The 12,476-nt window shown below is 56.2% G+C and carries 9 protein-coding genes; 4 read left to right on the top strand and 5 right to left on the bottom strand.

Annotated features, from left to right (window positions below):
• Positions 1–144: 144 nt before the first annotated feature.
• Positions 145–954: an inositol monophosphatase family protein gene (locus ABJK56_RS06860; protein ID WP_347243923.1), complete on the top strand. Its 810-nt coding sequence runs from the start codon at positions 145–147 to the stop codon at positions 952–954.
• A gap of 247 nt (positions 955–1,201) precedes the next feature.
• A complete protein-coding gene (locus ABJK56_RS06865) occupies positions 1,202–2,764 on the top strand; it encodes a hypothetical protein (protein WP_347243924.1) in 1,563 nt (520 codons plus the stop codon).
• Positions 2,765–2,893: 129 nt separating this feature from the next.
• Here ABJK56_RS06865 and ABJK56_RS06870 read toward each other — a convergent pair whose 3' ends face one another.
• From ABJK56_RS06870 to ABJK56_RS06885, 4 genes are all read right to left on the bottom strand, one after another.
• A complete protein-coding gene (locus tag ABJK56_RS06870) occupies positions 2,894–3,517 on the bottom strand; it encodes an AAA family ATPase (protein WP_347243925.1) in 624 nt (207 codons plus the stop codon).
• Positions 3,514–3,915, bottom strand: a complete 402-nt coding sequence (locus ABJK56_RS06875) for a hypothetical protein (RefSeq protein WP_347243926.1) — start codon at positions 3,913–3,915, stop codon at positions 3,514–3,516. The genes ABJK56_RS06870 and ABJK56_RS06875 overlap by 4 nt, the downstream gene beginning before the upstream one ends.
• Before the next feature lie 96 nt (positions 3,916–4,011).
• The gene (locus ABJK56_RS06880) at positions 4,012–5,397 is read right to left on the bottom strand and encodes a DUF3592 domain-containing protein (protein WP_347243927.1); all 1,386 of its coding nucleotides are present in this window, start codon (positions 5,395–5,397) and stop codon (positions 4,012–4,014) included.
• 133 nt (positions 5,398–5,530) lie between these two features.
• Complete coding sequence (locus ABJK56_RS06885; protein ID WP_347243928.1) at positions 5,531–5,929, bottom strand: DNA-directed RNA polymerase subunit alpha C-terminal domain-containing protein; 399 nt, start codon at positions 5,927–5,929, stop codon at positions 5,531–5,533.
• A gap of 392 nt (positions 5,930–6,321) precedes the next feature.
• Here ABJK56_RS06885 and ABJK56_RS06890 point away from each other — a divergent pair, with 392 nt between their 5' ends.
• Complete coding sequence (locus ABJK56_RS06890) at positions 6,322–6,906, top strand: hypothetical protein (RefSeq protein WP_347243929.1); 585 nt, start codon at positions 6,322–6,324, stop codon at positions 6,904–6,906.
• Positions 6,907–7,070: 164 nt separating this feature from the next.
• Positions 7,071–9,458 (top strand): DEAD/DEAH box helicase, encoded by a 2,388-nt coding sequence (locus tag ABJK56_RS06895; RefSeq protein WP_347243930.1) that lies wholly within the window; start codon positions 7,071–7,073, stop codon positions 9,456–9,458.
• 127 nt (positions 9,459–9,585) lie between these two features.
• Here the strand turns inward: ABJK56_RS06895 and ABJK56_RS06900 are convergent.
• The coding region (locus ABJK56_RS06900; RefSeq protein WP_347243931.1) for a carbohydrate binding domain-containing protein at positions 9,586–12,476 on the bottom strand (2,891 nt) is incomplete at its 5' end.

Here is a 12,476-nt window from a genome sequence, read left to right on the forward strand (position 1 = left end):
TATTTTCAAATGGCCGCTATTTACGACTATACAAACGCCTCAAACGTATGACGGCGTATTGCTGTAATGCATCAAAAGTAATGCGATTTACTTAGTCGCTTCGATAGCTAAGATGGATGAATAAGAGGAGGATTCTTAGAAAATATGAAACCTGTGATCGCGGAACCGAAGGACCTGGAACATTTTTTGGGCGTAGCAAACAAAGCTGTGGACCTTGCCGCGGAGGTTTTACGAGATAAATTCGGTCGTGTTGAGGCGAGACTGAAGGGACATGCCGATTTTGTTACGGAGGCTGACACTGAATCGCAGCGGGTGGTGTGTGAAGCGATTCGCGCGGAGTTTCCCGATCACGGTTTCCTCGGTGAGGAAGGAGGTGAGTTCCCACCGGAGCTGAATAGCGCGTATTTTTGGATTCTCGATCCTCTTGACGGCACCACCAATTACGTTCACGGCGTGCCGTTTTTTTCAATTTCACTTGCTCTGGCATGCAAGGACGAAATTCTTGTGGGCGTTGTTCTAGACCCCATGCTCAATGAACGCTTCACCGCGGTGCGGGGCGGCGGTGCCTATTTAAACGGCAGGCCTATCCACGTGAGTTCGGTGGCAGCTCTCGAGGAGGCCCTGGTATCGATTGGTCTCCCGCCTCGCGTGATGCCTGAGTCTTCAGACGTTCAGTGGATGGTTCAATCGGCGGTCCACTGTCTCTCCTTGCGGCGAACCGGTTCAGCGGCCCTCAATATGGCCTACCTGGCGGCAGGCCGCTTCGATATCTCGTGGGCTCTGACCACTAAAGCATGGGACGTGGCGGCTGGAAGCCTCTTGATCCAAGAAGCGGGTGGAATAGTGACCAACCTCAGGGGAGAGCCACTGGGTGTAAGGGGTGGCCCGTACGTGGCTGCGGCCAATCGTGCGTTACTGGAAGAATTTTTCCGGGCGGTCCGATCGGCCTGCTGATTGCCCTATTCGGTGAAAGCATCCAGCGGAGCGATCGATTCTAGTCGTTTTCTCCACCATGTTATTGGCCTTTGAAGCACGATTACCGTGTTTTTTACTGCTCAGCCGTGGCCATAGACAGGAGCACGGCGTGGTCGCCAGTTGCAGTACGACTGGACCCGCGATATAACGAAAGCGATCCTTGGCCGGGACACGGGTTTAAGAATCGGAGGAGACGGCCCCAGCATTTTTCCGGGAGGTGCATGTCATGATGCATGAACACGCGCATTTAGCGGAGGGAGTTCGTCCACACTGCTGCCCCTGTCAGGCGAATGGCGGTGTGAACCACCTGGGAGCCGTGACACGGCGCACATTTTTGGGAAGCGCCGCAATCGGTTCGGCGATTCTTTCAGGGGTAAGCTGGGCCAGTCTGGTGGCTCAGGCTCCCGATGTGCCGATGCCACCCCCGCGACAACCCTTGAAGGTAAAACCTATTTTCCTGTATTGCGTCTACCAACGGCGACCCCAGACGAGCTGGCGCAATTGGGGTGGTATTCATACCGAGGAAGCGGCAACTCAGGAGGTCGGGCGAATCCAGGAGGAGCTGAAAAAACTTCACGCGTCCGCGGACTTTCCTTTAGAAATTGCTCCTCTTACCGCGACTACAGATTCTCGTCAGTTGATCGGCATGGAAGACGTCCAAAACGCTGATGTGCTGCTGGTTTATGCGAACGATGGCGATCTCAATGCCATTGCCGCCCTGAAGAAGGACACGATTTTCTTTATCCGGCATAAGTCTGGTCCGCTCTACCTGTACTACGAAATCATCAGTCCCCGTTTCCTCCGTCAGCACACGGACGAGCTAAAAGTTCCAGGAATGGACAATGATGATGTGGTGATTGATCAATACGACGAAGTGCTCTGGCGGCTTCGCGCACTCTGTGGGCTCAAAAACGCGCGCAACCAGCGGATTGTGGCGATCGGTGGTGCCGGAGCATGGGCGCAACCTCCCGGAGTAGTGCCCGAGCTGGTCAAAAAAATCTGGGGAACGGAAATCATTGATTTTCCGTATGAAGAACTCGCCAAGCTCATCAAGGCGGCCCGGGCGGATGAAACCGCCGTCAAACTTGCAAAACAACGCACCGAGGAATACCTGAAAGACCCGAATGTAACGTTGGAGACGGATCGCCCATTCCTGGAAAATGCGTTCCTGCTCGACCAGGTCTTCCGGAAGATCATGGCCCAGGCGAATTGCCGGATGATCACAATCAACGGCTGCATGGGCACGATCATGCCGATTGCGGAAACGTCCGCATGTATGACCCTTAGCTTGCTCAATGATGAGGGCTATCTGGCGTTCTGTGAATCCGATTTTGTCGTCATCCCGGCGGGAATGCTGTTGTGCGGAATTTCGGGCTTGCCGCCTTTTCTCAACGATCCCACCTATCCCCATGACGGCATCATCACCCTGGCGCACTGTACAGCACCTCGCAAACTGAACGGCCGGGAGCGGGAACCAGCACGCATTCTCACCCATTTCGAGTCCGACTACGGTGCCGCTCCCAAAGTGGAGATGCGTAATGGGCAGATTGTGACCAATGTACTACCGGACTTTAAATCAGAGCGATGGGTTGGCCTGCGCGGGGAAATCGTGGCCCATCCCTTCCTCCCCATTTGTCGTTCACAAATTGATGTCCGGTTCACGTGCGATGATAAGCTGCTTGCTGATCGCATGCCCGGCTTCCACTGGATGACGATTTACGGCGATTATATGCGTGAGACCGGCTACGCACTGAAACGGGTGGGAATTAAGTTCGAGGTCCTTGGTTAGCGGGCCACTTTGGCGGAAGCGATAACCGTTCCAGCCGGTGAATGGACCTGAGATCAGGACCAAAGGTCGGCTTTATCCATGGACAGCGGATCGCCAGGCGGAGTCGATTGGTGCGTGCCCGGCCTCTCTCTACGGTGCAGAGTGGCCAGTGAAATTTGACCGCCGCAGTTCGTAGAGGTCGTACAGGTCGAAGAGCATTTCCCGGAGGTTGCCCTGGTGCCGGGCAAAGGATTCATGGACGTCCTCCCGGGTGATGAGCGGTTCACCGCGTTGGAGGAGAAGCTGGACGATCTTCCAGGCGAGGTCCTCATTGGGCTCAGGGGCATAAAGAAGGGGCAGCTCCACGTCGGAGTGTGCCGTCCCGATCAGCCCCAAACGACGCTTCCGGCAGAGGCGTCGTAGCTGGTATCTTGTCCAGGTGCTGAGTTGCTCAAAACCATCCACCATGAGCACAATTTCGGATCGGTCTTCGAGTGAGTTCCAGATTTCCTGGTCCAGTGTGCGCTGGCCGTCGTGAAGTTCGACTCGCAAACACGATATCTGATGCTGTTCCATCCACTCCGCCAGAGCCGTGATGAGCGCGGATTTTCCGACGCCGTGCGGCCCCACCACGGCACCCATTCTTTGCAGTCGTTCGAAAGTCTGGAAGAGCGACTCGGCTGAGCAACCGGGAGGAAAGATGTAGGGAATTGCTCCCGGTCGAACGAATCGTGCAGAGAACGGATTTTCTACTTTTCCGGAAATGTCGGTCACTGGATTCTTACTTTTGCTGGTGCGACGTGTCCCAAACGAAAAATGATCTCTTCTACGATTTCACGGCCTTTTACCGGGAATACCCGCACCCGCACACACCAGCGGACACGGATAATCAGCCCATCGTAGCTGAGAGGCGTCTGCGGCAGGATCGTTTGAAAGCATAGAGGAGACGAGATCGGCACAAGTGAGTCACCCTCCTGCGACCACCGCCTGAAATGGTGGACATGCAGGTCCTGATCGCCCTTGCCATCTGTGTACCAGAGTATGGAAAGCTCAATCGCCTTGATCACGTCGACGCAGTCAGCAGGGGTGATGATGACCTTACCGGAAAGAATCTCTCCGGGGTCATACACGGTTTTTCGGTGATCAAGGTGGATAACAATCCGGGGTTCCATCGTTTTCCGGTAGAAGGCAAAGCTCCTTGAAGGCGGACGCCTTACGCAAAATGACGGGCACTCCTTTGTGCGATTCCAATTTTCTGGTGTTTTCTGTTATGCTGTTTCCGCGTTCTCGTGTCCCGATTCCTCGGGTGATGCTCCTCCTCCCGCAGTTGTCGTCTGGACGGAACGCCTGGACCAGGATACCGTCTCGGACTTCTTCGAAGGCTCCGGCAAAACCACGAGCGGGAAAATGCGCTCGAAAACGGGCCAGTCCTGCGCACTTCCTCGCACGCAGAGACGCCATCGGACTTCATTGTGAGGGGAACGAAAAGAGTGCATCATTGCCGAGGGGATTTCAATTTCTTTTTCAATTTCAAAGGGAACGCTGTGCAGAATGTCGAATTTCTCATGACGAACAAGCGTCTTCTGCCAGACCCGTCGCGTTTCGCGCCGCGTGTTTGTGCCGTGCTGAAAAGTGGCTTCCTCTTCACACACGATGAGCATCTCCAGCCAATTCATTTTGAGCCAGCCGGTCTGTTTGAGATACACCCGGTAGCGCTGGCCGCAAATTAAGGGGAAGTCCGATATTTCCACGATGGTCTGTCCAATGGCGGTCGTCACCATCCACTGGCGGAAGAACGCGGCCGCCAGTGTCAACCCAATCATCAAACATGGGATCAAGAACAGGCTGAAGCTCCAGTCGAACTTTTCGGAATAGTAAACCGCTAGGGCGAGTGCTAGCACCGAGCCATTCCAGAACAGGGCGGCAGCCAGCCAGCCGAGAAGGGCTCGTGACGGCGTTCCCAACACAGGGAGTCGATAAGGCAGGTGTTCACCCGGTTGTTGAATGCCCGAGGGGATTTCAGGGACGAATGGAAAGAGTGTGGCCTCTGGGTTGGCGCTCAGACTCAAAGCGAGCGGCTTACCCTGAACGGCGAGTCGCTCCACTGACTTGCCCCACCGCCATACGTGGTAACTCACCCCGCCTGCTCCCAGGACCACAAAGGAGAATGGGATGAGGAGCACCAACCAGGTCCACCATCGGAACCCCCGTTCCACCACAGCAATTTCGGGGTTGGCCGGGTCGTACCAGGTGGTCCTGGTCTCGCCGGCTCGGTAGTTTTTCAGGCACCGTTCCGCGTGCTGGCGGTCCACAGAGTACCCGTTTCCGCGAACCGTATGGATGTCGTAAGTCCACAGTCGGTATACACGCTCTCCGACACGATATTCGATGCACACCTCCGGCCGATAAAGCGTCTGGCCTTCGCGAACCGTGGTCCCCAAACGCGTTTCCAGAACTTTACAAGCAACGGGCAGAAAATCACGGCCAGACCGCCACTCGGGCAAAAGCAGGAAACGGAGCGCAAGCCAAAAGCCGAGACATCCCAGGAGGAACAGGCAGGCGAAAAAAGCTGCCTCCCAGAGTCCGGCAATTCTCTCTGAACCAGTTCGGCGATTGCCGCGTTTTTTCTCAAACAGGCGGAACCAGCGAGCCAACTGACACCTTCCCGGTTAAGGTCGGAAGGCTGACTCCGTTGCAAGCCGTGCGCGATCGCGTCAAAACAGCCGCTCGGGACCGTTTACACAGAGCCTTTGGAATTCGGTCGCTCCAATCGCAGAGGGGGCGGAGTCAGCCAGTCACACCTTCTTTATTTTGCTCAAAAACCGGAACAGTTGTCGAGTCGTCCATGACCACCCGGAACTGAATAACGCAGGAATCGGACAGCTCGGGAACAAAAGGTGTCGGACGATCGGAAATCCCCATAGCCTGGAGCCGGCTCCTCCGGTAGAAGCCCAAGCGTTCGAGGGCCTGGTACACTTCCTCTAAGGTTTTTTCGCCGAAATTGGCGATTTTGAGAAGATCCTCGGGCTTCGTGTCCAGCAACTGTGCCACCGTGAAGATGCCCCGATCCTCGAGGCAGTTGGTGGTACGAACAGAAAGCCCGATTTCCGCCGTGCTCATCTGCAACCGTTTCTGCAATTCGGCCTCGTAAACGGCGGCAGGGCTGATGCGAACGCGGGAACCCATCGCATTCCCTCCTTGGAAAGGTTGTTTGTAGCAATCCGTTGCCCGGCACGGACCCAAAACCATCCACTTTTCCATGCACCGCAGGCTTCCCAGAGATCCGTCCGGCTACTCACTTCCGCGACATCGAGAAGTGATTGCAACGAGATTGCCACGGGATCACTGAATCGGTCTTTAGCCGCCTGTGGTGCAAACAGGTTGAACTCGTCATACTATACCAAGTTTTCGGGATTTGTGGAAGATGCCGGTTATGCCGACGCGCATGCGGCTACCCATCTGTGGAGGGGTGAGACCCATCGCTTACCCTGGCTGGCCTCTCGTTTGTTGTCGACGTGTCAGCATCATCGGTGATTTGAGTTCTGACACTCAACATGGCGGCTTTGTGAGGAATAGCAATGCAATTGACTGGCTGGTTCGCTCCGGTTGCAGGGGTCCTGGGAGTGATCCTGCTGCTTTTTGCGGCGACACTGGTGAGACGCTGGCTGCGGCGGAAACGCAAACCAAAATGGGTGGAACCTGATCTGCGGATCGATGTCTCAAGGGTGGAGCTGCGGCCGGTGCTGGACCTTCCCAAGCTTCTTTTTCATGGCGAGCCCGTTCGCCTAGATATTGTGATCCTCGCGCCGGCTGGTCGCACTGGCACTTTACCGCCTCCCCGGGACTGGCCGGTGCTTATGGAAGCCATCGCGCCGGGACTGATGCGGGTTGTTCAGGCACACGAACCACAGTTCATCCGGTGGCCAGCGCAGTTGAGTGTCAACGGTTTCGTCCACCAGTTCTTTCGCAATGTGGTGCTGCCGGGAGATCGGGGACGCGGGACCCCGTTTTGTGCCGCAGTGGGCCCGGCGCGTAACGCAGAAGGCCAACTGTTCCTTGTGGGAATGGTTATGCATGCAGACCATCCCCTCTTTCTTTCCTTGGAAGAAGTTGAATCCGAAACAATGTGGCGGAGACTTATCGAGGTCCGCGCAAGACCTTGATGGACCGTGATGGGTGGACGAAACTTGAGGGATATCCCCATCAAAACAGCACCGTCTTGGCGTGTTGGTCTTTGCCGGTTGTTCAAGAGCGGCGTGGTTTCCGCGGAAAGCGGGTGAAATATCTGATTGGGGCCAGAAGGAGGACAGCGACTGAGGGCGTATCTGTGACAGAACTCACCAGAGAAGCAATTGCCGAACGTTATTTTGCTCAACTTCCCTTTACTCCGTATCCTGTTCAGGAAGATGCCCTGCTGGCCTGGTTTTCTTCGAAACAGGGCGTCCTCGTTTGTGCCCCGACCGGCACCGGGAAAACCCTGATTGCTGAGGCAGCGCTTTTCGAAGCCCTCCACACCAACACAGTGGCGTACTACACCACACCGCTCATCGCGCTCACTGAGCAGAAGTTTCGTGAGATGCAGGAGGCGGCGGTACGGTGGGGATTTTCGGCCCGTGATGTGGGACTCGTCACCGGAAACCGCCGGGAAAACCCCGATGCCCAGATTCTCGTCGTTGTTGCCGAAATCCTTTTCAATCGCCTTCTCCACCCGGAAATATGGGATTTCAGCGTTGTCAGTGCTGTGGTCATGGATGAGTTTCATAGCTTCAACGATCCCGAAAGGGGCATCGTCTGGGAATTCACACTGGGTTTGCTTCCGCCTCATATCCGCACTCTTCTTCTGTCTGCCACGGTGGGAAATGCGGTGGAGTTCCTGCATTGGCTGCGGACCGCCCACGGGCGGGATCTGGAGCTGGTCATCAGCACGGAACGGAAGGTTCCGTTGGTCTTTCAGTGGGTACCGGACAAGCTGTTGACGGAACAGATTGAAGAGATGACAGCGGGCGACGAAGAATCTCGCAAGACTCCGGCTCTGGTCTTCTGCTTTAATCGGGAGGAGTGCTGGACAATTGCCGAACAACTCAAGGGCCGAGACATGGTCACGCGGGAGCAGCAGGCCGTAATTCAGGAGGCACTCAAAGATGTCGATCTCTCCCAGGGAGCCGGGCCGAAGCTCAAACAACTTCTCTTGCGAGGGGTGGGAGTCCATCATGCGGGTGTACTGCCCAAGTACCGGCGACTCGTGGAGGACCTCTTTCAGCGCAAGCTTCTGTCGGTGGTGGTCTGTACGGAGACGCTGTCTGCCGGGATTAATTTGCCCGCACGCTCGGTCGTTTTGCCATCCCTGGTGAAAGGTCCCCGCGAAAAACGCCGCCTGATCGATCCCAGTTCCGCGCACCAGATGTTCGGGCGGGCTGGACGACCTCAATATGACACCCAGGGATATGTGTTTGTTCTGGCCCACGAAGACGACGTGAAGCTCGCCCGCTGGAAAGAGAAATACGACCAGATTCCCGAAGACACCAAGGACCCTCAACTTCTCAAGCTCAAAAAGGAGTTGAAAAGAAAAATGCCGCAAAAACGGCCGGACGAAGTGTACTGGACAGAAGCGCAGTTCTGGAAATTGAAAAACTCACCACCAGCCAAGCTCATCAGCCGAGGACATGTTCCATGGCGCCTTTTGGCGTATATGCTCCAAGCGTCGCCGGAAATAGAGCCTATCCGTCGGCTGGTCAGCAAGCGGTTAATGGAGAGTGGCCGCGTCCAGGCGGAACTCCGACATTTGGAGAGGATGCTGCTGACCCTGTGGCGAGCCGGGTACGTCGAACTCGAACCTCCTCCCCCTCCTTCTGCACTGGTTGTGGAGCGACCCAAAAGCACGGTGGATCGAAACCGAACAAGCTGGGATTTTCCAGCGCAAAACACGCCGGAACAGAATTCGCACGGCACTTCCGCCGAGCAAGAGTCGAGCGACGCAGTTGCCGGATACAAGCCCGAACGGGCCATACCCACAGAACAGATCTGGAAGATTTCGGCCTTTCGCAGCGTCAATCCGCTCTATGGAGTCTTTCTGGTCAACCAACTGGGTGTAGCAGACCAGGCCGAGCTCCTCCAGGCGATGGAGAGTGTTCTGGAAATGCCGCGATCATTGCTTTCCGCTGTACGAGTTCCAAGCTACGATGAGATGCCACCTGGCCCCTTGGCCACCACGCGGCTCGATCCACTGCTGCTGGAGCACGGATTGGCTCTCCCGGAACAACTCACGGGGCGTCGCGACGACGAGGACGAGGAAGAAAAGGAAGAACGGCGGCGCCGTCAGCGGCGCGGATTTGTGGAAGATCGTCCTCGCGTTTTCACCCTTGCGGAAAAACTGGAGCTTTTGTTTCGCTATGATTTTCCAGACGTGACAGACATCAAAATCACTCCGGTGTGGGCAGCCGGTGAGATTTTGGAGTTCGGTGGGGACTTCAACAAGTACATCACGAGCAAGTCCCTCCAGAAACAAGAGGGCATCATATTCCGACACCTCCTGCGGCTGATCCTTTTGCTCGGGGAATTCAAGCAGTTGTGCCCTGTGGAATTGACCCCGGAAGTCTGGCAGGCTCAGCTCGACGAGCTCATCGCTCGGTTCAGCGAGTGCTGCCGTCGGGTGGATCCCACAAGTACAGAGAAAGCCCTCGAGCAAGTGGAAGGTGAGGAGGTGATTGAAGACTGACGGCTCGAAGCGGGGATTTCATGGCAAAAAGTTTTCTGAGGAGTTCTCCCTGTCTAGCGGCTCCGCGATTATGCAAACACACAGTTGATGTGCGATCCTCTTAACTGACTTTGGAGGCCAAGCTCGGTTACCACCTGAAGAAGCGGTAGGGATCATCCCACTCCTGCGGGCGGTCCAGGTAGAGGCCATGCAACCATCGCCCTTCCGTGGGTAGATCGCACGGTACGATCGCCACGTCCGCAAGGTACAATTTGCCACTTCCCTCGAACCAGATCTGAAGCCGCGTGTTCTTGAGTTCCGTTCCCTGGCCGACCAGAAGATAGGTGTAACGCTTCCACTCCCGACCAGGAACAAATCGCTGATACTCAAGCAACGCCCGCCACTTTGTGGTTTCCTGGACAGCAATCCAAGCCTGGCGTCCGGAAAGATTTTCGGCCCGGGCCCAGAACGAAACACGGTACCACTGTCCCTCTTCAATCGGAACTCCGTGCTGGGCGAGCATGGCCGTGGTGCGACGTTCGCCAGATCCCGATGGCACCTCAATACAGACCGCGGTGCTTCCGGGGACCCGTTCTTCGCGCTGAGTGGTGCACAGAGCCTGGGGCACCTCACACGAGAAGGTCCAACCGTCGGGCATCTCGTCGTGATTCTTATCTTCAGAAAACGTTCCGTTATTCACCAGCGACTTTTGGGCCCCCTGCTGGATGGGCTGGCTAAACCATTTAAGCAGCGGTGTTGTCGGCCGAAGTCCCATGTTGGCGAGAAGTCGGCTCAACGTTACGGCGGTCCGGCGAAATGTTTTCCGCAAATTTTGTTGTTCGGTCGTCCAGTTAAAATACCACGGGTTAGTTCCTTCTTCAAAATCGCCATTGGCAAGCAGGTTTTTTGAAGTTCCACTTCCCACGCTGGGGTTTTCGGTTTCTTCAATGAGCTCCATCGTGTCCACACGAAGACGGGCTTCCGGCTGGCCCACATGGAGGTAAGCCTGCCAGCCTTCTGGATATGCTTTATTCACGGTAAAGCTGAGCCGGACTTCCGACCACTGATCCGGCGGGAGGGTTACATCTTTTCCTCGGGCCAGCCGATCCCATGGGGGTCCGGCTTGCTCGACTTCCAGCCGCACAGTCACAGGTTCTTCCAACGGTTTGACCCAGGCACTGAGCGTGTATGTTTTTCCAACCTGGCCGCCTGCTGTTTTTTGTCCGAATTGTGCCCATGGTACCGTGGCCATGGTGATTTCCGCACAGGCGCGGCCCTCGCGGTAGTCGTCAGTAACGATTCGCAATCCCGGCACAGCGTCGGGTTTTTTCACAAAATCGAAGGGCAGAAGCTGGCAGAACACGATTTGGTCGTTGTTCGTTTGCCCCAGTACCTCACATAATCTCTCCACACCATCGGCAAGGACCGGAAGGTTTCGAGGATCGCGGTTATGGACGTCTGCCGGCGCAATGCCAGCAAAAACGCATGAAAATGATGGTTCGCTGAAAAAGGCATTAATGTATTCCCTAGATTCCGTTCTCACCGTAGCAGGCAGGAAAGAATTCACTTCTTTCCCTTCCATTCCCAAAACGAGTATGTGACCCCCGGCCGCCAACCAGTTTGCGATCTCCTCCCGCTTTCCTTCGAGTTGTCCCCCGGCACCCGGGCCGACAATCAGGACGTGTTCCGCAGTGAGTTTCTGGTCCGGGGCATCCTCGAGTGGGATTCCCAGCCGGGTAAGGTACATCCTGCCCGGCATGTCCCCCACATAGACCGCCCGCCGTTCCGGAGGTAGAGAACGGTCACGTGCGGTGAGATACCGAATCATATTGGCGACGATCTGTTCCGCGACCGGGTCACGCTCCGTCCGACCGGTAACGTCAAGTTGACAGAACAGCACACACCCTTTCCCTTCTCGATATTCGACAAGTGGGGTGTACTGGAGAGCGAAACCGCCATCCAGGATCGGAAGAAAGTCGCCCCGTTGGGGCTTCTCCAGAAGCACGGAGGCCACGTTCCCGCGGTTGCCGCAGCGCCAAAGCCTGGTTACCTCCAGGCCGCACCATCGAACGGTCGGTGCCCCCGCATAGCGATCGCTGGAGAGGTATTCTAATCGAGGCGGCAGCAGTGTGGCACTGCCGCGCCAATCGTGGAAATGCTCCTCGCTGAGCCCTTCCAGAACGGGATGGTCGGGAACCCGCGGAAACACCTGACGCAGTCCGTATTCGGCGATTCGAAACCCCAATCGCTTTTCCATAACTTCCCCCGTCTGTTCAAAGACGAGCACCTTCAAACCGCTGCGGACGGCCTCGATCGAAGGGGCCGGTCCATCAACTGTGAGTGCCTTTTTCCCGATGATGAGCAGATCGAGTTCCGAGGGATCGTCCGCCGCACCGATGGTTCGGAATGCGATGCCAAGTTGTTTCAGGAGGTCAATGGTTTCGCCGACGGGATCAAACACCCCGATCTTTGCCCCTTGTGCTTTGATTTCGTTGGCTACAGTCTGCTTTTCTGCCGATGGAATCACCTCCAGGGGGAACACGTCTCTTTGTCGCTCCCCCGTGCTGAAAAGAAAATCGGCGGAAAGGAGGTAACGTCCAGGAGGCAAAGTTGGCGGGAGGGATATCTCGACGGGTTGGCGACACTGTTGACCGGTCTCGATTCCCACCTGGCCCGCTTGCTCCAGGTGAAACTCGGAACCGGCCAGCGCGTTGTTAGCAGAGCCATCAGAATGCGGGCCAGAAAGTTTCCATCGCCAGTCGCAGGTGACTTTTTGCCGGCAGTTGTTAATGATCACCAGTTGCTTGTGCACTGACTCTCCGGGGTTGAAGACATGGGCCCGACTGGTGACCGCTGATTCGGGGCCTGCAATATAGGCGAGCAGCGCCATGTTGTTCCGATACATAGCCTCGGCAGCCAGGGTCGGTATCCAATCCTCCGTGCGGTAAGCGAGGTCCATTCGCTCGTAACGATCTTCAAGATAGTCAGGACTGTAGCCAGGCCGCTGAAGGTTTTCCCAGTCGGTGGGAAGCTCCGTGC

Origin of the sequence: Thermogutta sp. (assembly GCF_039793925.1) — a bacterium.
In the GTDB taxonomy this organism is placed as follows: Bacteria; Planctomycetota; Planctomycetia; order Pirellulales; family Thermoguttaceae; genus Thermogutta.

Coding starts and splice junctions, on each gene's coding strand:
- ABJK56_RS06860 (WP_347243923.1), top strand. CDS start 145: ATGAAACCTGTGATCGCGGAACCGAAGGACCTGGAACATTTTTTGGGC.
- ABJK56_RS06865 (WP_347243924.1), top strand. CDS start 1,202: ATGATGCATGAACACGCGCATTTAGCGGAGGGAGTTCGTCCACACTGC.
- ABJK56_RS06875 (WP_347243926.1), bottom strand. CDS start 3,915: ATGGAACCCCGGATTGTTATCCACCTTGATCACCGAAAAACCGTGTAT.
- ABJK56_RS06885 (WP_347243928.1), bottom strand. CDS start 5,929: ATGGGTTCCCGCGTTCGCATCAGCCCTGCCGCCGTTTACGAGGCCGAA.
- ABJK56_RS06890 (WP_347243929.1), top strand. CDS start 6,322: ATGCAATTGACTGGCTGGTTCGCTCCGGTTGCAGGGGTCCTGGGAGTG.